11 protein-coding genes and 2 pseudogenes are annotated in these 23,820 nt (G+C 67.4%); 7 read left to right on the top strand and 6 right to left on the bottom strand.

Translation table 11 applies throughout. The annotated features are described in order from the left end of the window. Positions 1-4: 4 nt before the first annotated feature. Positions 5-823 (bottom strand): ABC transporter ATP-binding protein, encoded by an 819-nt coding sequence (locus ACIQOE_RS19880; RefSeq protein WP_399009691.1) that lies wholly within the window; start codon positions 821-823, stop codon positions 5-7. A gap of 129 nt (positions 824-952) precedes the next feature. On the opposite strand from ACIQOE_RS19880, the gene ACIQOE_RS19885 reads away from it, so the two are divergent. Next, positions 953-1,204 carry a toxin-antitoxin system HicB family antitoxin gene (locus ACIQOE_RS19885; RefSeq protein ID WP_351326583.1) on the top strand — a complete coding sequence of 84 codons (252 nt, stop codon included), beginning with the start codon at positions 953-955 and terminating at the stop codon, positions 1,202-1,204. Positions 1,205-1,208: 4 nt separating this feature from the next. Next, the gene (locus ACIQOE_RS19890) at positions 1,209-1,583 is read left to right on the top strand and encodes a fic family toxin-antitoxin system, toxin component (protein WP_351326581.1); all 375 of its coding nucleotides are present in this window, start codon (positions 1,209-1,211) and stop codon (positions 1,581-1,583) included. 247 nt (positions 1,584-1,830) lie between these two features. Here the strand turns inward: ACIQOE_RS19890 and bioD are convergent, their stop codons facing one another. The 4 genes and pseudogenes from bioD to ACIQOE_RS19910 form a co-directional block, all read right to left on the bottom strand. Continuing rightward, entirely contained in the window at positions 1,831-2,547 is a 717-nt protein-coding gene (bioD, locus tag ACIQOE_RS19895) for a dethiobiotin synthase (RefSeq protein ID WP_401412687.1), read from the bottom strand. Between the two features lie 2 nt (positions 2,548-2,549). Continuing rightward, positions 2,550-3,830: an adenosylmethionine--8-amino-7-oxononanoate transaminase gene (locus ACIQOE_RS19900; RefSeq protein WP_401412689.1), complete on the bottom strand. Its 1,281-nt coding sequence runs from the start codon at positions 3,828-3,830 to the stop codon at positions 2,550-2,552. Next, positions 3,823-5,016 carry a biotin synthase BioB gene (gene bioB / locus ACIQOE_RS19905; protein WP_401412691.1) on the bottom strand — a complete coding sequence of 398 codons (1,194 nt, stop codon included), beginning with the start codon at positions 5,014-5,016 and terminating at the stop codon, positions 3,823-3,825. Before bioB ends, ACIQOE_RS19900 begins: the two co-directional genes overlap by 8 nt. Positions 5,017-5,415: 399 nt before the next feature. Further along, positions 5,416-5,787, bottom strand: a pseudogene (locus ACIQOE_RS19910) (transposase); the annotation flags it as partial. A 7-nt stretch (positions 5,788-5,794) separates the two neighbouring features. Here ACIQOE_RS19910 and ACIQOE_RS19915 point away from each other — a divergent pair. The 4 genes and pseudogenes from ACIQOE_RS19915 (at position 5,795) to ACIQOE_RS19930 (ending at position 9,910) form a co-directional block, all read left to right on the top strand. Continuing rightward, positions 5,795-6,325 (top strand): transposase, encoded by a 531-nt coding sequence (locus ACIQOE_RS19915; RefSeq protein ID WP_401412693.1) that lies wholly within the window; start codon positions 5,795-5,797, stop codon positions 6,323-6,325. A 995-nt stretch (positions 6,326-7,320) separates the two neighbouring features. After that, the gene (locus ACIQOE_RS19920; protein WP_401412695.1) at positions 7,321-7,755 is read left to right on the top strand and encodes a hypothetical protein; all 435 of its coding nucleotides are present in this window, start codon (positions 7,321-7,323) and stop codon (positions 7,753-7,755) included. A 2-nt stretch (positions 7,756-7,757) separates the two neighbouring features. Then, the gene (locus ACIQOE_RS19925; protein ID WP_401412697.1) at positions 7,758-8,114 is read left to right on the top strand and encodes a hypothetical protein; all 357 of its coding nucleotides are present in this window, start codon (positions 7,758-7,760) and stop codon (positions 8,112-8,114) included. A gap of 634 nt (positions 8,115-8,748) precedes the next feature. Next, positions 8,749-9,910, top strand: a pseudogene (locus ACIQOE_RS19930) (IS3 family transposase). A 165-nt stretch (positions 9,911-10,075) separates the two neighbouring features. Here the strand turns inward: ACIQOE_RS19930 and ACIQOE_RS19935 are convergent. Further along, on the bottom strand, positions 10,076-15,784 hold the full coding sequence (locus tag ACIQOE_RS19935; protein ID WP_401412699.1) for a LamG-like jellyroll fold domain-containing protein: 5,709 nt from the start codon (positions 15,782-15,784) through the stop codon (positions 10,076-10,078). 751 nt (positions 15,785-16,535) lie between these two features. Here ACIQOE_RS19935 and ACIQOE_RS19940 point away from each other — a divergent pair. After that, on the top strand, positions 16,536-23,819 hold the full coding sequence (locus ACIQOE_RS19940) for an RHS repeat-associated core domain-containing protein (RefSeq protein WP_401412701.1): 7,284 nt from the start codon (positions 16,536-16,538) through the stop codon (positions 23,817-23,819). Position 23,820 lies beyond the last annotated feature (1 nt).

Below are 23,820 nucleotides of genomic sequence, written 5' to 3' on the forward strand. Positions count from 1 at the left end.
CGGGTCAGTCCTCCTCGGGTCCCGCGGACCCGCCGTCCTCGTCGGGACCCGGGGCCTGGGGACCGCCGCCGGGGAAGCGGCGCATGCGTTCCAGCACCGCGTCCGCCGTCGGCCCCTGCATCCGGTCCACCATCCGGCCGTCCGCGAGGAAGAGCACCAGGTCGGAGCGGGCGGCGGCGCCCGGGTCGTGGGTCACCATGACGACCGTCTGGCCGAGCCGGTCGACCGCCTCCCGCAGGAAGCCCAGCACCTCCAGGCCGGCCCGCGAGTCCAGGTTGCCGGTGGGCTCGTCGGCGAAGATCAGTTCCGGCCGGGAGGCCAGGGCCCGCGCGCAGGCCACCCGCTGCTGCTGCCCGCCGGACAGCTGCGCGGGCCGGTGCTTGAGCCGGTCCCGCAGCCCCAGCGTGTCGATGACCTGGTCGAGCCACTTCGCGTCGGGTGCCCGGCCCGCGATGTCCATGGGCAGGGTGATGTTCTCGGCCGCGTTCAGCGTCGGGATCAGGTTGAACGACTGGAACATGAAGCCGATCCGGTCCCGGCGCAGCCGCGTCAGCTCGCGCTCCCGCAGCCCCGTTATCTCGGTGCCGCCGAGCCAGACCTGGCCGGCCGACACCGTGTCCAGACCGGCCAGACAGTGCATCAGCGTGGACTTGCCGGAACCCGAGGGGCCCATGACCGCGGTGAACCGGCCGCGTGCGATGTCCACGTCCACCGAGTCCAGCGCGAGCACGGCCGTCTCACCCGACCCGTACGCCTTGGTCAGTCCCCGGGCCCGGGCTGCTGTCCCCCCGTCGGCCGGTGCCTGAGCAGCAGGTGTGGCCAAGACTGCCTCCTCGCTCGCGCGGGCTCTGCGTCGGCGTCGAGCGTAGTGTGACCCCGCGCACAGGCGGTATTACTTTTCGATTCCGATGCGCGCTTGCCGACGCTAGCGCGACCGCGCTAGCGTCGAGGTATGGCGAAGACCCAGCTGAACGTGCGCGTGGACGAGGGCACCGCCAGAGCGGCCCGTGAACGCGCCCTGGCGCGCGGCATGAGCGTCAACCGCTACATAGAGGAACTGGTCATGCAGGACACAGGTGAGGCGGGCCGCACGTTCGTCGAGGCCGCCGCCGACTTCATGAAGCAGTACGAGTCCGTCTTCGCCGAGGAGTTCGGCGAAGCGCAGGGCCCCGAACCGTCGGACAAGACCGAAGGCCGTCACTGATCCCTTGAGCGACCTGACCATCGACCTCGCCTGGCTCCTCATGCTCGCCGAACAGAAGACCCCGGGGGACCCCCAGGTCACCGACTGGGGTGCGCTGATCGCCGCCGTCGCCAGGCACCGGGCCGAGATATTCGACGTCCCCGTCTACGACACCCCGCAGGCCCGCGCCGCCGCCCTGCTGCAACTCCTCATCCACATCCCGGCGCTGGAGCGCTCCAACGCCCTCTTCGCGTCCTCGGTCGCCTACGCCTACCTGGTCGCCAGCGGCCTCAAGATCGCCACCTCGCCCGAACAGGTCCGTGACCTCGCCCGGTTGGTGAAGTCCGGCGAGGCGAGCGTCTCCGACATCGCGGAGGAACTGCGCGGCTGGAGCCTGTGAGAGACCTCCGCCTTGCAGCGGCCGCCACCATGACGCCCCCGAAGGGGCGCGGGGAACGGCGCACCCAGCCACGACGGCGCCGCGGCCGACCGACAACCTCCCTACGCGGCAACACAGACGCCTCCGCCTCGCAGCGGCCGCCACCATGACGCCCCCCAAAGGGGCGCGGGGAACTGCGCGCCCGGCCACGACGGCGCCGCGGCCGGCCGACAACCGACGCCCGACGACAGGTCCCCGCGGCCAGCGCTCAGCGTGCCTCGCGCTCCCGGAACGCCTCCGCGTCCCACCCCCCGTCCAGCCGCGCCGACAGCCACCCCGGCGCCGCCGCACGGAAGCCCGCAGGCGCCAGCGCTCCGGCCCCGGCGGGCAGCGCGCCCAGCAGCGGCGCCCCGGCGACCTCCGGCAGGTCGGTGACGTTGCACCGCGACGCGAGATCCGGGGACTCGGGCCAGCTGCCGATCACCACGCCCAGCAACTCCAGCTCACGCGCCCGCAGCTCACGCGCCGTCAGCTCGGTGGTGTTGAGCGTGCCGAGCCCGGCCGACGCCACCACCAGCACCGGCGCGTTCAGCAGCCGGGCCGCGTCCGCGAGCGTGCCGCCCGCCGCGTCGAACCGCACGAGCAGCCCGCCCGCCCCCTCGACCAGCACCAGTTCGTGCTCGGCGGCCAGCTTGACCGCGGCCTCCGCCACCTCGTGCGGGCTCACCGGCGCCATCCCGGCCCGCCGAGCCGCCGTACCGGGCGCCAACGGCTCAGGGAACCGGGCGAGTTCGGCCGTCGTCACCGGGCCCGCGAGCCGCGCGACCTCGTCGGCGTCGCCGCGTTCGCCCGGTCGTACGCCGGTCTGCGCGGCCTTCAGGACCGCCACCGAACGGCCCGCCGCGAGCGCCGCGGCGGCGACGGCGGCCGTGGTGACCGTCTTGCCGACCTCGGTGCCCGTCCCGGTGATGATCAGGATCGGCATGTTCATCCCTCCTGCGCGGCGGCGCACACCGCGCGCGCGATCCGTGCCAGGTCCGCGTCGCCCGTGACGTACGGCGGCATCGTGTAGACCAGATCGCGGAACGGCCGCAGCCATACGCCCTCGCGGACGGCGGCCGCGGTGGCCGCGGCCATGTCCACCCCGTGGTCGAGCTGGACGACCCCGATGGCGCCGAGCACCCGGACGTCCCGGACGCCGGGGATCTCCCGGGCCGGCGCCAGGCCGTCCCGCAGTCCCGTCTCGATCCGCTTGACCTCCGCCTGCCAGTCCTGGCCGAGCAGCAGCCCGAGCGAGGCACAGGCCACGGCGGCGGCCAGCGGGTTGCCCATGAACGTCGGGCCGTGGGCCAGCACCGGCACCTCGCCCCGCGAGATGCCGTCGGCCACCCGGGACGTGCACAGGGTCGCCGCCATGGTCAGGTAACCGCCGGTCAGCGCCTTGCCCACGCACATCACGTCCGGGGTGACGGCCGCATGGTCCGCCGCGAACAGCGCTCCCGTGCGGCCGAACCCGGTCGCGATCTCGTCGAACACCAGCAGCACGTCGTGCGCGTCGCAGGCCTCGCGGAGCACCCGCAGGTACCCGGGGGAGTGGAACCGCATCCCGCCCGCGCCCTGCACCACCGGTTCCACGATGACCGCGGCCAGTTCGTGCGCGTGCCGCTCGATCAGCGACCGCAGCCCGTCGGCGTACGAGGCGTCGAACTCGGCCGGCGGCGCGTCCGCGAAGACCTGGCGGGGCAGCAGCCCGGACCAGAGTTCGTGCATCCCGCCCTCGGGGTCGCACACCGACATCGGCTGCCAGGTGTCGCCGTGGTAGCCGCCGCGCCAGGTCAGCAGGCGCTGCTTGCCGGGGCGGCCGAGGGAACGCCAGTACTGCAGGCACATCTTGACCGCGACCTCGACCGACACCGACCCGGAGTCGGCGAGGAAGACGTGTTCGAGTCCGTCCGGCGACAAGTCGACAAGGAGTTTCGACAGGCGGACCGCCGGCTCGTGCGTGAGCCCGCCGAACATCACGTGGCTCATCCGGCCGAGCTGGTCGCGCGCGGCCTCGTTGAGCACCGGGTGGTTGTAGCCGTGGATCGCCGACCACCAGGACGACATGCCGTCGACCAGCTCGCCCGAGCCGTCCGCGAGCCGCAGCCGGACCCCGCTCGCCGACTCCACGACGAGCGGTTCGGCCCGGCCCGGCATCGGTCCGTACGGATGCCAGACGTGCCGCCGGTCCAGCTCCAGCAGCTCGGGGACGCTCAGGTCAGGCATTGGGCGCGAGGTCCGTTCCGGCGCCCCGGCGGCGGACGGCGACCAGGTCGGTGCGCGGCTCATTGGCGCTCGCGGCGGCCTCCACGAGCGGGCCGGCCTCCCCGTGCGACCCGCAGCCCGCCTCGGCCGACGCACCGCAGCCCGCCTCCGCGTGCGACCCGCAGCCCCCGGCCGCGACGTCGGCCCGGTGCTGCGGCAGCGTCACCTCGTCGGCGCCCTCGACCACGAACCCGGCGTCCGCGATCATCTCCAGGTCCGCCCGGCCCGCCTGGCCCTCGGTGGTGAGGTAGTCGCCGAGGAAGATCGAGTTGGCCAGGTTCAGCGCCAGCGGCTGCATGGTGCGCAGGTGCACCTCGCGGCCGCCCGCGATCCGCACCTCGACGTCCGGGCAGACGAACCGCACCATGGCCAGGATCCGCAGACACCGCTGCGGGGTCAGGTTCCACTCCTTGGCCAGCGGGGTGCCCTCGACCGGGATCAGGAAGTTGACCGGCACCGAGTCCGGGTCCAGCTCGCGCAGCGAGAAGACCACGTCGACCAGGTCCGCGTCGCTCTCGCCCATGCCCGCGATCAGGCCGGAGCAGGCCGACAGACCGGCCGCGTGCGCCTTGGTGACCGTGTCCACCCGATCGGCGTACGTGTGCGTGGTCGTGATGTCCCCGTACGTCCCCTCGGACGTGTTGAGGTTGTGGTTGTAGGCGTCCGCGCCCGCCGCCCGCAGCCGCTCGGCCTGGCCGTCGGAGAGGAGCCCGAGGCAGGCGCACACCTCGACGCCCTCGTTCTGCTCCTTGATCGCCTTGATGGTGCCGGCCACCCGGTCGACGTCACGGTCCGTCGGGCCGCGTCCGCTCGCCACCAGACAGACCCGCTTGGCGCCGCCGGCCAGGCCGGCCGCGGCCGCCTTGGAGGCCTCGTCGGGTTTGAGCCAGCTGTACTTGAGGATCCCGGTCGTGGACCCGAGGCGCTGCGAGCAGTAGGAGCAGTCCTCAGGACACAGACCGGACTTGAGGTTGACCAGGTAGTTGAGTTTCACGCGCCGGCCGAACCAGTGGCGGCGCACCTTGCCGGCCGCGGCCACCACATCGAGCACGTCGTCGTCGGAGGTCGCCAGCACGGCGAGCGCTTCCTCGCGGGTCGGCAGCTCGCGCCGAAGCCCCTTGTCCACCAGCGTGTTCAGCAGGTCCATGAGAGCCGATCCTGTACTACGGGGCCGCTCCTGGCCAAGGAGAGTTTGCACAACCCTGTCAGTTCGACGTGTGGGGTATATAACATGACCGCCCCTGTACGTGGGGTCCACAGAGAGCACGGAAGACCAGGCCAGAGGCCCCAAGTCCGCGTCCCGTCGCCGATTTGATGAGAGCCATGTGTGAGGCGCACGGGCCAGTGGATCAGTATGGAGGGTTCCTACAACAACCCCGAAGAGGTTGTTCCCTCAAGACCGCGAGGCGCTCGACCGGATCTTGAGCGAAAGGGCCACGCACGCGGCACTCGCGTTCCGCAGCAGGCTGAACGGGTGCTCCTCGAAATCGAAGGGACGACCGGATGTCCGCGAGAGCGGCTTGATCGGTATCTCGCTACCGGCGTGGCCTGTGTGCCGTGGGCGAGGGGTTGTTGACGCCTCCTTCTTCGGTTGCGCATCATCCGCTTTGTGGCCTATGTGGACATCGTGACGTGGAGGGGGGCGGGTGTTCCTGCGGAGATCGGCTGCCAACGGCAGGGCGAGCCGGAGCTGGGCGTGGACGGCGAGGATCAGCCAGGTCCATCGGTCGGCCGCCTCGGGAGTCCGGTTCTTCATGCAGATACAGCCCAGGGTCCCCACACGACCGGCTTCGGCGTGGCTCCACTGGGAGTCGCTCGACCCGCAGAAGCATCACGGTGCCTTCGATGACAGGGAGGGCGCCCAACTGGCGGTCCAGGACGAGCGGTGGGTCAGCCGCGGGTGGAGCCGGCCCCATGCCTAGACGGTGGTCTTCTCGCTCGCCGATGATGTCCGGTCCGTGCCCGCGGAAGCCGGCGCCGCCTCACCGCACCTTGAGGCGCTCCCGTGGTGGACTGACCAGCAAATCCACCTCGCGGTCGAGCCGGGGCAGAAGCCCTTTTCGGTCGTGACCACGGACGGGCAGCGGGGCGACTCTCCTTATTTCGAAGCGGTCCTGGAGACCGTCCAGGTTCCGCGGCTGGGGCTCGGCAGGCCACGCAAGAGCCTGGACCGGGTGCGGGCCGACAAGGCGTACAACTCCCGCGGCAATCACTCCTATCTGCGCAGACGCGGGATCAAGACCACCATCCTGGTTCTGGCGGACCGGGTCCGTAAGCGCCTCGGACGTGGATCGCGTGGCGGGCGGCCGCCAGCGGCCGACAAGGATGACTACAAGCAGCGTCACGCGGTCGAGCGCTGGCTCAAGCGCCACAGGGCCGTCGCCACTCGATACGACAAACTCGCCGTCCGCTACGAAGCTACAGTGCTGGTCGCAGCCATCAATGCGTGGCTGTGACCAGCACTTTCGCAACAGACTCTAGGCGTGTCAGCCAGCGAATGATTTCTTCCGGAAAAGCCGGGCATGTCCCGTGCAGGGGAGACCCGCTACGTCTGTGAGACAGCGGCCTTCGGCCCGCGGCAGGGAATTCGATAAGTTGCTCTCCGCGATCGCCCCCCAAGATCTTTGCCAGAGCCCAAAACTCGGCGACGTGGCTCTTCCGTGGACCCGGACGTTCTCGCTGCTGAGCGACAGACGTTCCTGTAACTCACCTACATAGCCAGCCCGGCATGGCGTAGTGCTGTCCATGAACCCGATCGAAGTGGTCGTGGGAGTCCGGGTTGGTGGTCGTCGATGTCGCGGCCCTGCACTCTCCAAGATGCTCTCGCTGCTCGGTGGGTGAGGTGACCGCGGGCCGTGCAAGCCATGATCCTTACCAGCCGCATGTTCGGTTCCACCGCTACCCGGACTTGCGCCAGTCGCCCGGCTCGTGGGTATTCGACTGGGAACTGTGGTGGTCCTTGACAGCACGTACCTGGCTAGGGCTGGCCCGTACCGCGAAGTCTTGGGGTTTCGGGGCGGACGCCTTCCCCTGAACGGCAAGCCGTACCTGCGGCTACGCGCAGCTGGCGTGGCATCAGATTCGGAGTGAGAGCGGCGCTCTCTACCGACATGTTGGAACACGGTCAACGTGACGGACGACACTGTTGACCGCGACTCAAGATCCACACATGATCCTCATAAGGGCTTCCTAGGCAAGCCCGCCGACGCCGACACGGGCCTGCCCCACGTCGCCGCCCGCGAGTACGATCCGACCACCGGCCGCTTTCTATAGGCCGACCCAGCCCAATGCCAACGACCTTCCTGACACAGGGAAACTCGCAACCTGGCAGAAGATAATATTGGGCGCCGTCTCGGTTGTGTCAGTGGCTGTGGCCGCCGCTCCGGTGATTGCCGTCATGGCCCCAGGGTGCCTGGCGACGGCTCCGGTGTGCGCTGCGGAGATCGCGGAGATGGCGTCCGGCAGCGCGTCCGGCGGAAGCCTTGCGGTGGGCGGCGGGGCACTCGGGGCCGGAGCGAAGGCACTGACCGCGGGTAAGGGTATGTCCGAGGAGCCGGCCATCCTGTTTGACCCGTTCCACCGGCTTGGCAATGAGAGGACCCAGTCGGTGGGCACGGCCCGGACGATCGTGGAGTCCAGTGAGCTCTGGGGCAGGGCTCCGAAACAGGGCGGCAACGCGACCGCCCAGGCGTGGCGTGGTCCGATTCCTCATGACGCCAAGCCGGGAAGCTTTGAGTTCTACACGACCCTGAAGCCCAAGGCCTTTGACCGCAGTCTGCCCGGCCAAGCCGCATGGGAGGCTGAGGTGGAGGACAATGTCAGCTCGTTCGTCAAGGACGGCGATGAATGGGCCTCCATCCCGATCGTCGTTACGGAGGTGCGCTAGGTATGGATCAGCGGGAACTGGGCCCGACGGGTCTGCAGCGGATTGCTGAAGGGACCGTCAGCCCGCGTGACATCCGATGGCTCGTCCAGGTCGATGTTGATGGTGCAGCGTTGGAGGAGCGTTGGGGTTCTCCGGAAATCACCAGCGACGACTTCGCGGAGTGGTTCTGCTTCGCCTTCTCCCCGGCGGAGGGGGAGGCGTTCCTCCTGCTGCGACAGGTGCACCATCCAGTTGAGCCCGGATTCGTACTGAGCGCGACCAAGGGGCTCTACTCTGCTGAAGTTGCTGAGAGGATCGTTCAGGCCCTGGACATTCCCGGTGCGAGAATCACCCGTGTGAACGCCGAAGCCACCCGGTGACGCGAGGCACACACTGGGGCAAGGAGCCGCATGGCATTGCCCTGACGAGTGGCTGACGGCTGACTGCGTCGAGCATCACAGAGCCGCCGGCTCTGAAACACACCTCGGCCGGACCCCCGCACGACGGGTTCCGGCCGTGGTGTCCTGTCGTGGCAGGTCAGACGGGGAGGCCGGTTCGGAGCACACCTTCGCAACCGACGCCGCGCTGCTCGGCATCGTGGTATGGCATTTGGCCAGCGCAGCAGGCAGCGCTTCAACGAATGATTTTGTGGAAGTGGTATATGGGTTCCGCGAACTCCGCCTCGACGAGGCATCGGGGATGGTGACCTGTACAGAAGGTTGTTGTTGGTGATCATCTGCCGTTTTGGCGTTCTCGCTCACGGATGTCTCGGTGGCCGGGGAGGGGCAGTGCCACATCAGGTGGAGGCAAGGCGGTCTCGCGCATAACTGCCGTAGACGGGGCGGCGGTCAGCTGTCGTCCCGGGACGGAGGGGCGAGCGGGATGGCGTCGGCGGGGCGTCGGCGGGGCGGACGAGGACCACGGTCCGGCGGGCTCGGGTGCTGAGGGTCTGCTGCACGATCGGGTGACATCTGATCTGGCTTGCCCTATGGGGCGGGTGGGAAGGATGTCGCTGTGCCCAAGCCCTATCCCGAAGAGTTCCGCGAGGACGTCGTGCGGGTCGCGAGGAACCGCGGCCCGGGGGTGACGGTCGAGCAGGTGGCCAAGGACTTCGGCGTCCACCCGATGACGCTGTGGAAGTGGATGCGCCGCGCGGACATCGATGACGGGACCAGGCCCGGAACGACCAGCCAGGAGAGCGCAGAGCTTCGGCAAGCGCGTCGGCGGATCAAGCTGCTGGAGCAGGAGACGAGGTCCTGCGGCGGGCCGCTGCTTATCTGTCGCAGGCACATCTGCCGGGAAAAGGATCTACCCGCTCGTGAAGGAGCTGGCCGGGGACGGGATGCCCGTCACGGTTGCGTGCCGGGTGCTGAAGCTCGCCAGACAGCCCTACTACCGCTGGCTGGACCAGCCGGTGACCGACGCCGTGCTGGAGGAGGCGTATCGCGCGAACGCACTGTTCGACGCTCACCGCGACGACCCGGAGTTCGGCTACCGCTTCCTGGCCGACGAAGCGCGCGGCGCCGGGGCCGTGATGGCGGACCGGACTGCCTGGCGGATCTGCCGGGACAACCGCTGGTGGAGCGTGTTCGGCAAGAAGCTCGGCAAGGGCAGGAAAGCCGGCCCGCCGGTGCACGACGACCTCGTCCGCCGTGACTTCACCGCGAGGGGCCCGAACCGGCTGTGGCTCACCGACATCACCGAACACGCCACCGGTGAAGGCAAGCTGTACCTCTGCGCGATCAAGGATGTGTTCAGCAACAGGATCGTGGGCTACTCCATCGACGCGCGGATGAAGTCCCGCCTGGCCGTGACCGCCCTGGACAACGCCGTCGCCCGGCGTGAACACGTCGACGGGTGCATCCTGCACAGCGATCGCGGATCGCAGTTCCGGTCCCGGAAATTCGTCCGGGCACTCGACCGCCACCGGATGGCCGGATCGATAGGAAGAGTCGGGGCCGCAGGTGACAACGCAGCCATGGAGTCCTTCTTCAGCCTGCTGCAGATGAACGTCCTCGACCGCCGTGTCCGGTCCACCCGCGAAGAACTCCGGATCGCGATCGTGTCGTGGATCGAGCGGACCTACCACCGGCGCCGCAGGCAAGCCGCACTCGGCCGGCTGACCCCCATCGAATTCGAGACCGTCATGACTACACCGGCCCTCCAAGCCGCGTGACCCAACCTGTCACCCGAAACTGCAGCAGACCCGACCCCGACTTGGGGCAGCCCGGTAGGCAGTGTCGTGGTGTCTCTTTGCGCGGGTGTGGGCTTGGCTCAGGGAAATGGCCGGGTCCGCGCCTGCTCTTGGCGGAGCAGGCGCGGACCCTAGGTCAGTGATGGGTTAGTGCAGTGCGCTGACCTCGGTGGCCGACAAGGTGCGCGGGTAGACGTGGACGTCGGCGACGGAGCCGGGGAAGGCGAGGTAGGGGGTGGAGGCGGAGGCGCTATTGACGCAGCCGCCGATGGTGAGGGGCATGGAGGAGTCGTACTGGGGGCTGAGGTTGGTGGCGGTGCCGATCAATGTGCCGTTCTGGTAGAGGGCCATGTTGCCGGGACTGGAGTCTCCCGGGACCCGTGCGCGGAAGGTGGCGACGAGGTGGGTCCAAGTGCCGGCCGGGCCGCTGTTCGGCTCGCCTTCGGCGGTGGGGAAGTCGGAGTTCTCGTCGTTGGTGGTGGAGGTCTGGAACATCCAGGCGGCGCTGGGTTTGTCGTAGGAGAGGTAGAAGGCTTGGTGCTGGGTGGTGCCCTGGCAGACGGCGGTGGTGCCGAGTGCTGAGTTGATCTTCACCCAGGCCGAGACGGTGTAGTCGCCGAGGGTGTTGACCGCACTCTGTTTGCTCTTGAGAAAACCGGTGCTGCCGTCGAAGGCGACGCTGCCGGACATCCCGGCCGGTGCGTCTGTGCCGAAGGATGTGGTGCCGGTAGCGGTGAACGGGTTCAGAGAGGCGGTGTCGGTGCCGTTGGCGGCGAGTTTCCAGTCGTCTTCGGGCATGCCGTTCTGCCATCCGTTGGGCACGATGACGCTGCCGGCGTCGGCGTCGCTGGCTGGCATGGCGTAGGGGTAGACCTGGACGTCGGCGACGGAGCCGGGGAAGGCGTTGTACGGCGACGTCTCGGCTGGGTCGTTGACGCAACCGCCGATGGTCAGGGGCATGGCGGAGTCGTACTGGGGGGTGAGGTTGGTGGCTGTCCCCATGAGGGTGCCGTTCTGGTAGATCGACATCACCCCGGTCCCGTCGTCACCGTCCACGGGAGCGGTATAGGTGACCAGGAGATGGGTCCATGTGCCAAGGGCCCCGGTGCCTGCGTCTCCTTCCGCTGTGGGGAAGTCGGCGTTGTCGTCGTTGGTGGTCGTGGTCTGGAACATCCAGCCTTGGTTGCCTCGGTCGTAGCCCAGGTAGAACGCCTGGTGCTGGCTGGTTCCTTCGCAGATGGCGGTCGCGGGGCCTGCTGCCGAGTCGAGTTTCACCCAGGCGGAGATGGTGTAGTCGTCGAGGGTGTTGACGGCGGTGTGGTCGCTTTCCAGGAAGCCGGTGCTGCCGTCGAAGGAGGTGGCATTGGCTGGGGCGTTGGCCGCGTCGGATCCGGCGGCGTTGAAGGTCGCGCCGCCAAAGGCGGTGAAGGGATTGTCGCCGCGCTGGTCGGTTCCGTCGGCGGCGAGGTCCCATTCGTCATCGGGGGTGTCGCTGCCGGTGGCGACCGGGACGATCAGGTTCGGCGCGATGGCGATGGTGTCGGAGTTGTTGGTGTCGCTGAGGTACCGGGCGGCCAGGTCGTCGTAGTAGGCGTTGGATGGGTTGCCGTTGGTCAGGTCGGCGGTTTTGACGGTGGGAGACGCTGACGTGCCGTCCGCGGAGACTGCCGCTGCGAAGTCGATGACCTGGCTCGGGAAGAGGTCGGTTAGCTGACTGTTGACTTCCTGGCGTGCGGCTTCCTGCGTCGCTGTACCCGGGTGCGCGGCGGTGAAGGGCGGGATGGTGGTGAAGTACACGGTGATGTTGGAGTTTTCCAGCACCGGTTGCTGCTCGACGGAGGTCTGCCCGTCATCGGTGGTGTACGAGCTCAGTTGACTGTTGAGTGACTGCATGCCGTTCTTGACGATGGTCGCGCAGGCGTCGGCGGTGCCGGTGCAGTTGAGTAGGTCGGTGGCGCCTGTGGAGACGAGGACGGTGCGGACGTTGCCCTGGGCCAGGACGTTGCGGTCCAGTGGGTTGAGTGCGTTTCTCGGGGTGGCGTTGTTGGTGATCTGCGGCAGCAGGTTGTTGCTGAGGCTGCTGCTGTTGGTGCCGGCGTTGAGTACGCCGTAATCCACGGAGTTGTCTCCGTTGGGGTCGTTGACGAGGGCGCTGGTGATGGCGTCGCTGAGGTGATGTTGGCCGTCGTTGCTTGCGGTGTCGCCGTTGATGCTCTGGTCGCCGTAGAGGACCACCGACCCGGTCGGGAGAGTAGTGGGAGACGATGTGGGGGTGGTGACGTCGATTCCGGTCAGGTAGGGCAGACCGGTGTACGTCGTCTTTGTGTAGTTGGCGGCGGAGGCTTCCTGGGTGCGGTTGGCTGCGTCGCTGATCCATACGGGTGTCTGCGCCATCGCATGGCCGGCCAGGGCGGGAACGGAGCCGTGCACCTGAAGGCTGATCAGCACGGTCGACAGTTGCGTGAGGGGCAAGTTCACGGGGTCGCTGATGGCGTCGGCACCGGCGGGGATGGTGACGGACACATGGCCACCGAAGGCCAGCGGCGTGGGCGCCGCGGCTGCCGTGGCGCCGCCGGTGGTCGTGTCCTGCAGGGCCACGGAAGCTGCGTCGAAGGTCACGGGCGTGGTGCCCAGAGCGTTGGACAGATGGATGCGTATGCCGTTGCCGACGGTGTCGTTGCCGATACTGATGTGGGCCGGGATGCGCAAGGTCTGCCCGTTGGCAGCAGCCGTGGTGCCGCCGGACTGCTGCACCTTGGCGGTGTCCTGGACGGAGGACCAGGTGCCGACCCAGTGCTGTGCGCTGGATCCGCTACCGGTGAGCGCCATCGGGCGTATGCCCAGCCCGAGGATGTGCAGGGCAGGCTGGTTCGCCTGGACACCGTTGGTGAACAGGGGCAGGGAGATGCTGCTGATGACCGAGCCTGGGCAGTCCAGCGGGACACTGATGGCATAGATCTTGGGGCCGGGAGCCGGGCTGGTCTGGGTGTTGTCGCGGTGGTTCTCGTGGAGCAACGTCAGGGCGGCAGCTGAGGCGGGGCCGCTGAGCCAGTCGGGCACGGTGTCCAGCCGGTAGGACTGGTCGAAGGGACTGTCGTTGTGGCAGTTGCCGGCGGCGTAGGTGACGGTGCCGGTGGTGCTATTGGCCGGACCGCCGGTAGCGAAGGCGAGGAAGACCAGCGCGTCACCGGTGTTCACTGCGGTATTGCTCGGCAGGGTGACGGTCTGGCCAGAGGCCAGCATGTTGTCGTAGGTGCCGGTGCCGAACTTCGGCAGGGTGATGGTGGCGCCGTCGACGGTGACGGTCTTGCCGCTTTGCCAGCCCGAGGTGCTTGTCAGGTCGGTGGAGTTGATGCTGTTGCCGGAGCCGTCGGCGTCCGCGGGGCTGGTTGTGGTGGTGAAGGTGCTGGTGGCGGTGTTGTTCAGGCAGCTGCTGGTGTCGTTGATCGTGCAGGTCAGCGCCGGGGCGAGCCGCAGCACGTCGATGCCGGCCTGGAATCCCGCTGACGTGGGGTTGTTGCCGGTGAGGGTGAGGGTGAGGGTGTGCACGCCCTTTTTGAGGGTGAGCAGTTGGCCGCTGGCGTCCCTGGGCATGCCGAGATCACGGAACTGAGTGGTCGTGTAGGAGCTGTAGGCGTCGTAGTCGCTGAGCAGGGTCGTCTGGGTGCTCTTGCCCGCGTCCAGGACCAGCCGGTAGATCCCGTAGTCCTTGGCTTTGGTGAGGTTGGCACCGAAGCTCCAGGGGCCGTCCTTGGGGATGTCAAAACTGAAGGTGGCGCTGTCACCGGCGACTACCTTCGATGTGGTGCTTTTGTTGGCGAGCCAGGCCTGGTAGCCGTCGGCGAACTCGTATCCGCTGCCGGCGGCCTGGCTGATCAGCTGGCCACCCTTGGTGGTGGTGGTCGCCTTGGGGACGGCAGTGGTCGTGCCGTCGGTGTTGGTCGCGGTCCACCCGGTGATCATCTTGTCGCCGTAGGCGTAGATCGGGGTACTGGTACCGGCGTAGAAGCTGTAGGGCGCCTCGACGGACGTTGAGCCGGCCTGGTCCACTGCTTTGGCGTACAGCTTGTGAGGACCTGTGGTGCCGGGGGCGAAGGAGGGGGAGGCACTGCCGTTGACGACCGTTGTTCCGGTACCGGGGCCGTTGTCCGACGTGACGTAGTACGCCTGGCCCGGCGTGATCTTGGTTGTGGTGCTCCAATGGATGACGTTGCTGCTGCTGTACACCGTATTGCCGAGTGTCGTGTCCAGAGAGAACAGATATCCGGTGATGTTGTTGGTGTGCTTGTTGCCGAGGGTGAAGGTGCCCTTGTCGCCGTAGGCGGCGCCGATCTGCCCAGCTGGGAACTGGCTCGAGGTGATCGTCGGTGCAGGGGGCGCGAGGGTGTCCACGGTGAAGGTCTGGGTCTTGGTCCAGATGCCTGATCCGGTGCCCGCCCAGTAGCCTGCGGCATTCTGCGCGGTGGCTTTCCAGGTGTAGGTGCCGTCGGGCAGACTCGGGGTCGTCCAGTCGCTGCCGTTGGTGTTGTACCGGGCGTGTTTCTTGGAGTCGGTGCTGGGGCCGAAGCCCTGGTGGATCAGGGAGCCGCCGGAGTTGTAGACGTTGTACTCGATGCGCACCAGCTCGCTGCCGCCGGCCAGGTCGGGATCGACCGCGCGGGCGGAGAGCGTTGGGGTGTGGGTGGTGGTCATCGTTTTGCCCAGGTTCACTGTGGACGGTTTGATGGCGGGGGTGCCAGTGCCGCTCTTGAGCTTGGGCCGGTAGCTGTAGGTGACCGACATGGTGGCGCCACCGCCGTAGGCGAGCTGCTTCCACTGGGTGGGGTCATTCATGTCAGGCGACTGGACCATCAGCGTCATGCTGCTCCAGCTGCCGGCCGCCGCGCTCTGGGCCCGGGAGGTCACGTCGAATTCGAGTGAGGGCGGGCTGACCCACGAGTTGGCCCCGTCGGTGACCGGGCAGGTGCCGGCTTCATGGCTCTTCGGGTTGGCGCCCAGCGCGCCGGTACGGCCTCCGGGCTCGTGGCCCCAGTACAGAGAGGAGGAGCTCCATCCCGCGGGACGGTCGGTGCCGTAGACGGCGGCCGGTGTGTCGGAACAGGAGGCGGCGGAGAGCTGCTTCACGTACAGGGAGGCGTGGCTGACCACAGCGCCTTTGATACCACTGGTGTTGATCTGGTAATAGGTTCGAGCCCGTTCGCCGTTGCCAGGATTGTTGTTGTCCAATCCTTCACGAGCGTTGGTGGAGCCTGTGGTGGATGTCGAGTTGTAGACGTTCCATCCGTTGTCGGAGATCCGCGCCCAGTCCAGCTGGGAGGGCCTGCCACTCCACTCCGGATCCACGTAGACGGGGTAGGCGGTGCTCTTGGAGGAGAGCATGTTCCGGTCCAGGGACAGCAGTTGTCTGCCGGGTTTCAGGTGTACCTGGACCTGGGCGCGGTGCCTGCCCATGTTGGCCGCCGCCCGGTGCTCGACCCGGGCGGACGAAGCGGTCTTGGTGCGGGTCAGGGGGGCGTGCGCGGCTTTCTCTCCCGCGCTGTCCCACATCAGCGCGGTGTCACTGTGGAAGACCGTTTCGTTCGTGTGCCTGTCGGTGGCCTGAACACCACCGTCACGGGTGGCGGCGAGCGTGAGGCCAGCCGAAGCCGTCTTGAGGGTCAGGCCTTTCAGGTGGGGATCGGTGGCAGCTTTGGGGGTCTTGACCACGAGGATCGACGAGTAACCGGAGGCGTCCGCGGTCAGCTGGAGGTCGACCTCGGGGAGCACGTCCGGGTAGGTGGCGGTGTCCCCGGAGACCACCGGTCTGGGCAGCATGGTCGGCCAGGAGAATGCCAGTCTGTCCGTTCCACTGCGCATGGTGACCAGTGGGCTGGATCCGCCCCCGGAGAATGCCACGTCCGTGACAGCCGCTTTGGGCCCCCAGGTCCCATTGGCATGCCGGACCAGAGTGGTGTCGATGGGGACCCATTTCCCGCGTTGCTGTACGCGTTGGGGCATGGATGAGTCGGTCCGGGTGAAGGTGCCGTCCGGGTTGGCCACCACCTGAGTGCCGGTGCCCGTGAGCGCGTCGACGGTTACCGGCCGGCCAGTGGCCTTCGCCTGCGAGGAGGCCCACTCTGTGGCGTTGAGGCTGTGGATGGCGGACGGCGAGTCATCTTTCTTTGAGGCGGACTTGGACGGGGAGCTCGGCCCGTCCGACGGCCCAGCGTGGGCTGGTGCGGTGGCGGCCAGCGATCCGGCGGCCAGGGCTGCGACAACGAAAGCAGCGAATGGCCTCGAAGCGGAGCGTCTGGCGTGCACGGGTGTGCGAGAGGCGGACATGTGAGGGCGAAGTCCTTCGCAGGTGTCATGCGGTTCCCCCCGTGGGCCCCGCGCCGTTAGGCATTCTGTGCAGACGGTGTGAAGCCGGTCCATCATCAATTGATCGACAAGCGCCTCCGATGAGTCCGCTTTTGATCAATACGTGTCAACTTGACGTGCGGTCTGTGGATTTCCTTTGCCCTTCCCCTGGAGAAGCTTTGCCTTCGGGGCTGATCTCAGGCCCTAGCGTGATCGCGTGCGGGGGATGTGATCAATATGTGCCTCCGCTGTGACGTGCACTCAAACGATGCAACTGATGGGCGAGTTGAGTGTCGTGGACGGGGAGGGGACGCACAGCATGGCGCGGATTTCGGGGTGGAAGCGCGGACGGGCGGCCTGGACGGCCCGGCGTGTCCGACACACTGCAACAGTGGTGGCCGGCGCCTTGATGGTGAGCCTGCTGCCCGCCGGGGTTGCGGCGGCAGCGACCTCGGAGCAGCGGCATGTGACGGCTCCTGCGGCGCCGCAGAACAAGCGGGTGCCCTTGGTCCACTCCAGACCCGGGTGGGGCTCCACCTCGAAGCGTTTCAAACAGTTCGATCCCAGCGGTCACGCGAAGCTCCCCGTGCCGGGCAGCTCCGTGGTCACTCTGCCGATCCGTGCCGCATCTGCGCGGCTGACCGCCAAGGCGACCGAGGCGCGGGCCAAGGGCACGCCCGTGCTGCTGGGCGACGTCGCAGGGACGGGGGTCAAGGCGGCCACCGTCACCGGATCCCAGCGGGTGCGGGTGACCGTGCTGGACCAGAAGGCAGCACAGACCGTCGGCGTGCACGGTGTGCTCTTCACTCTCCAGCGCACCAGCCCTGGAGGCGGAAAGGTCGATCTGCGGGTCGATGACTCCGCGTTCCGCTACGCCTTCGGCGGTGACTTTGCTTCGCGCCTGCACCTGGTCCAGCTGCCCGCCTGCGCGCTGACTACGCCGAAGCTGGCGAAGTGCCAGGCCCAGAGTGCGGTGCGCACCGCCCCAGGAACGCCACTGAACGCCCAGGTCGCTCTTCCTGGGCCGCGGCCGGTGACGTGGAATGCCGTCGGCTCGGTCCGTTCGGCGGCGGCGTCGACCGGCGCGACGGTGGTCATGGCGGCGGCCGCGGGCACGTCGGGTTCGTCGGGTGACTACTCGGCGACCAGCCTGTCACCGGGCGGTTCTTGGTCGGCCTCCGGCAACACGGGTGCGTTCACCTACAGCTATCCGATCTCGGTACCGCCGGCGATCGGCGGCACGGTCCCGAACGTCGACCTCTTCTACAACTCCTCAAGCCAGGACGCGCGCACCGAGGGGACCAACAACCAGTCCTCGTGGCTGGGTGACGGCTGGAGCTCGGCCGAGAACTATGTCGAGCGCACGTACAAGTCCTGCAAGGACGACCCGTCGTCCGGGGCTCCGGACAACGACGGCGACCAGTGCTGGGCGGGGCAGATCCTCACGCTCTCACTGAATGGCAAGTCCACCGAGGTCGTCTACGACGACTCGGCCAAGACGTTCCATCCTGTCGACGACAGCTCCACGATCAAGGTCGAGGACCTGACCGGTGCCACGAACGGTACGAAGAACGGGGAGTACTTCAAGGTCACCGAAGGGGGCGTGCAGTACTTCTTCGGCCGTAACCGCCTGCCGGGCTGGACCAGCGGCAAGGACGAGACGAATTCCGTGTGGACCGAACCGGTCTACCACGCGCACAGCGGCGTCTCCGACTGCCCGGACAGCACCGACTTCGCCGCTACCTCCTGCATGCTGGGCTACCGCTTCAACCTCGACTTCGCGGTCGACACCCACAGCAACGCCACCGCCTGGTACTACTCCCCGGAAACGGGCTACTACGGCGCGGACATGAAGAACACCGCCGTCGCCTACACGCGCGGCGGAACCCTGTCCCGCATCGACTACGGCATGACCGCCTCCACGATCTACTCGGCCACCGCACCGGAGCAGATCGCCTTCGACGCCTCGGCAGAACGCTGCATCCCGGGCACCCCGTCCGGCAACACGTGCGCGGACAGTCAGTTCACCACTGCCAACGCCGCGTACTGGCCGGACGTACCAGTGGACCTGAACTGCACCTCGAACTCGACGAACTGCACCAACCACGGCCCGAGCTTCTGGTCCCGTAAACGCCTGACATCGATCACCACCCAGATCCAGTCGGGCGGGGCGACCCAGCAGGTCGACAAGTACACCTTCACCCAGTCCTTCCCCGACGGCGGCGACCACGCCCCCACTCTGTGGTTGGACTCCATCAAACGGACCGGCCTGGACACCCTGGGCGGCGCCTCGGCCAGCTCCTCCACCCCGGCGGTGAGCTTCGACCCGCCGCTGCAGCTGCCCAACCGGGTCGGGACGATCCCTCAGATGCCGCTGATGTATCACGACCGGATCCAGACGGTCACCAGCGAGTCCGGCGCGCAGACGACAGTCACCTACGACCGCCCCGACTGCTCCAAAGCGCCGGCGAGCGACCCCGACGACCCGACCGACGCGGCCGCCAAGACATTCGCCTCCACCAACACTCTGTCCTGCTTCCCGGTGTACTGGACCCCTGACGGGCAGCCGACGCCGTGGATGGACTGGTTCTACAAGTACAAGGTCTCCTCGGTCGTCACCGAAGACACCCACAACTCCTACCAAGACGGCACCCAGCCCAAGCTGGAGACGGACTACTCCTACAAGGGCAACCCCGGCTGGCACTACGACGACAACGAAACCGTCAAGGCCAAGAACCGTACCTGGGGACAGTTCCGGGGCTATCCGGAAGTGGACGTCACCACCGGTGACACCACTGTCTTCCACAACACCGACAAAGTCGCGGTCCACGACCAGAAGACGCTGACGAAGACGTACTACTTCCTGGGCATGAACGGCGACACCCTGCCCGGCGGCAAGACCCGATCGGTTCCGGCACTGACCAGCCAGGACGGTGCCACCTCGGTCGCCGACGACAACGCGCTGGCGGGGCAGACCTTCGAAACCGACACCTACACCAGTGCCACGCGCAGCCTGGACAAGGCCGTGGTCAATGTGCCCACGATCATCGGTCCCACGGCCAGCCGAAGCCGCAGCGGTCTGCCGGACCTGACGGCGCAGATGGCGCGCCCTGCCAAGACGCTGACCCGTCAGGCAGTGTCCTACGGCTGGCGCAAGACCGAGAGCGACACCTTCTACAACACGGCCCTGGACAAGTCGACCACGGGCATGGCCGTGCAGGTCGACGACCGCGGCGAGACCGCAGCCGGCGGCAACGTCGCCAAGTGCACCTACAACCACTACCTCACGGGCAGCGTCGACACCCTGGTACTGGCCGCCGAGACCCTCACCACGGCCCAGGACTGCTCGACCGCGGGTGCCACCCCCAGCGGCACTCTGATCTCCGACACCCGCACGTCCTACGACAGCAACGGCTTCACCTACGACGGCGACGGACAGGCGAATCCCGCCCGCCCCAAGACAGGTGACGCCACCCTTGTCCAGGGAGCATCTGCTGCCAGCGGCGCCACCGCGACCGCCTTCGTCGACAAGACCGCCACCACCTACGACTCCTACGGCCGCACGACGAAGGTCACCCGAACCCCCAAGTCGACGTCACCGGACGGCAAGAGCCTCGCCCAGTCCGTCTTCACCACCTACAGTCCGGCCAGCGGTGCGCTGCCCACCAGCAGCACGACCGTCACCCAGGTCACGCCCGGCGTGGACTGCTCCACAGTCACCGTCTCGTCCAAGGACTGCCAGCTCGCCATCAGCACCCTGGACCCGTCCCGGGAGCTGCCCACCGCGAGGACCGATGCGGCCGGCAAGCTCACCTCGCTTACCTACGACGCGCTCGGCCGCCTGACCGGGGTGTGGTTGCCCAACGAGATCAAGGCCAACAGCGCGCCGGCGAACACCACCTATACCTACAGCATTTCCCAGTCGGCACCGTCGGTCGTAGCCTCCAACGCCCTTCTTGACAACGGCAGCTACCAGACCAGCGAGACGCTGTACGACGCGATGCTGAGGCCCCTGCAGGTCCAGAAGGCCGGTGAGAATTCCAGCACTGCGGTCACGGACACCCAGTACGACTCCCACGGCTGGACGGTCGTCACCAACAACAACTACAGCGTCTCGGGCAGCCCCCGCAGCAGTCTGATCTCCGTCTCGCAGGCGACCATCCCCGACGCCACCGTCACCGATTACGACGGGCAGGGCCGCGCTGGCCTGGTCACCGAGGAACACAACGGGAACAAGACCTGGAGTACGGCCACCGCCTACACCGGGGACAGGACCACCGTCCTGCCGCCCAAGGGCGGGGTCGCCTCGACCACGGTCGTCGATGCACGAGGCCAGACCTCCGAACTGGACCAATACACCGTCCCGCCCACGCTGTCCGGGTCCGCGGCCGCCGGCTTTACCGCCACCGGCGGCACCACCTCCGCCACCACCTACCAGTACACAGCCGCGGGCCAGCAGCATCAGGTCACCGGCCCCGACAAGACGGTGTGGACGTTCGACTACGACCTGCTGGGCCGTAAGAAGTCCCAGACCGACCCGGACACGGGCGGGAGCAGCTACGGCTACGACGACGCTGGCAACCTGATCTCCACGACCGACGCCAAGCAGGTCGAACTCGACTACACCTACGACCTTCTGGGCCGCAAGCTCACCGCCACCGACAAGGCAAAGTCCAACTTCCAGTTCGCGTCATGGACTTACGACACGCTTCGCATCGGCCTGCCGAGCTCCTCTACTCGCTACGTGCAGGGCGTTACCGGTGGCTACACGGTCGCTACCACCGGCTACACCTCTCTCGGTAAGCCGAGTGGCACCAAGATCACTCTGCCGGCGTCCGAGGCTCCGCTACCGGCGACCTACACCACCACTTACACCTACACGCTCCGCGACCAACTGCTCGCCACACAGAGCGATCCACGTACCCAGGGTCTTAGCAGCGAACTCATCACCTACGACCGCGACGCATTGGGCAACCCGACCGGCTCCGGGAGCAGCGGGTTCGCCTACGTCACCGGAACCGTGTACACCGACTACGGTCAGCCGTCCCGGGTCACCATGGGCGCCTCGACCAACCCGGCCACGGCCACCTACGACTACGACGATCAGACCCTCCGGCTGAAGGAACGGGTGGTCAGCCGGACCCAGGCGCCCGGGCCGACGGTCGATGACACCAAGTACTCATACGACGCCTCCGGCAACCCCACCTCCACCGTCGACCAGCAGTCGGAGACCGGAAACACCGTCACCGACCAGCAGTGCTACGGCTACGACGCCCTGGATCGGCTCACCGACGCCTGGACCGGCAACGACAACTGCACCGCGAAACCACCCACCAGTAGTACCCTCACCACCGCGCCCGGCTCCTACTGGCAGACCTTCGGCTACGACGCCATCGGCAACCGCCACCAGAGCATCGACCACGCCATCGGTTCCACCGGCAGTACCGTCACCACCACCTACGCCGACGGCTGCACCGCCAACTGCAACTCCACGGGAGCCCAGCCCCACACCCTGACCGCCACCACCGGCGGCACCAACCCCACGACGTTCGGGTACGACGAAGACGGCAACCTGCACACCCGCACCCCCACCACCGGCCCCGGCCAGACCCTGACCTGGGACGACGAGGGCCACCTGGCCCAGGTGGACACCACCGGCGCCAGCCCCACGACCACCAAGTACCTCTACGACGCCGACGGCAACCAGCTCATCCGCCGTGATCCCGGCCAGACCACGTTCTTCGCCGGCGACACCGAGATCGTCCTCAACACCAGCGTCACCCCCAACGTCCTGCTGGGCGCCGTCCGTATGTACAGCCACGGCGGCACAGGCGTCCCCGTCGCCATGAGCTCCAGCCTCCCCGGCGGCGGCGTCAAGTATCTCTTCAACGACTCCCACGGCACATCGACCCTGGCGATGGACACCACCACCCAGCAGGTGTCCCGCCAGCAGTACACCCCTTACGGACAGCCACGTAGCAGCGCCAATACCGTCACCTGGCCCGATCCCACCCACTCCTACCTCGGCAAGCCACAGGACAAGAACACCGGCTACACCGACGTCGGCGCCCGCAAGTACGACCCCAACCTCGGAAGTTTCATCAGCGCCGACCCGATCTTCGAAGCCACCAGCCCTCAGGAACTCGGCGGCTACACCTATGCCGCCAGCAATCCGGTGACAGGCAGCGATCCGACCGGCACCATCAGGATGAACTCCGACGGTACCCAGTGCAGTGGCGGCTGGAATGAATGCGGCCCTGGCACCGTAAGCACCGGCGGAGGATCCACGACGGAAGCCACCACCACGAGTCACGGAGGCGGTGGCCTCGGGGCCTGGTTCGGTGGCGTGGTCAGCACCGTGGTCGACCAGGCCAAGAAGACCATCGTCAACATGGTGGAGTCCCCCTACCTCCAGTACGAATCAGACAAGCAGTGCTTCACCAGCGGCGACAACTGCACAACGCTGCTTTCTCAAATCGATCCCAGCTTCGCCGCCTCCACTGCGGTAGTGGGTCGCGGGTCCGAGATCTATGGAGACTTCGCGCACGGCAGAACCGCCGAAGGCACCGGCAAGCTGCTGTTCGACGCGGCCTCCCTCGTCCTCACGCGCGGTGAGGGCGAAGCGGTCGAATCCGAAGCCGCAGAAGCTAGAACCGTGGCAAAACCGGTGAGGTGCAGCTTCGCCCCCACCACCCTCGTACTCCTGGCCCACGGCAAAACCAAGCCCATCAAGGCCATCAAACCGGGCGACAAGGTCGAAGCCGCAGACCCCGCCACCGGCAAGCATCAAGGCACCCGCACCGTCCAGCACGTGTGGATCAACCACGACCACGACCTGCTCGACCTCACCATCCGCACCAAGAATGGCCACACCGCCACCCTCCACACCACCGCCAACCACCCCTTCTGGAACGACACCACCCACAGTTGGATTCCCGCAGGCCAACTCCACCATGGCGACGCCCTTACCACCGTCACCAACAGTCACGCCTACGTTCTCGCGGCCCGGCCCACGCCCGGGACGGCAAACCGCTGGAACCTCACCATTCAGCAACTCCACACGTACTATGTCGTGGCGGGCGGCGTCTCGATCTTGGTCCACAATACGTGTGGACCTGGCGGGCCCGACGATGCGGCTCTCGCTCAGCAATCCGCCCAGGATCTCCAAGAGTTGCGACACAGCGCGACAAACGATCACTGGATGGCGGGCGACCGTGGGACAACTGCCGTGATTGCAGTGCGAAACACCGAAACGAACGCGCTCTCAATGCGTACGGGTATCAACGGTGGCGGCGAGGCCCCTGACAGCTGGCCCCAGTGGGCCAAGGATTCCTTTGTTCAGGCTGGTGGTCACGCCGAAGAGGGCATCATCAACTCGATGGCCTCCAATGAAGTACTGGAATTTGGTGGAACATCTCGAAATATCTGCGAAGAGATATGTTATCCACTCATGAATCAGCGCGGAATCGTCGTCGGTGGCCCCGAATTCCCTGGTGCGGCTGATAAGACTCCATGGCGGATGTTCTGGACGGATCCGGTGGATCCAGACTAGT

It is taken from the genome of Streptomyces sp. NPDC091282 (assembly GCF_044757385.1).
GTDB lineage: Bacteria > Actinomycetota > Actinomycetes > Streptomycetales > Streptomycetaceae > Streptomyces > Streptomyces gramineus.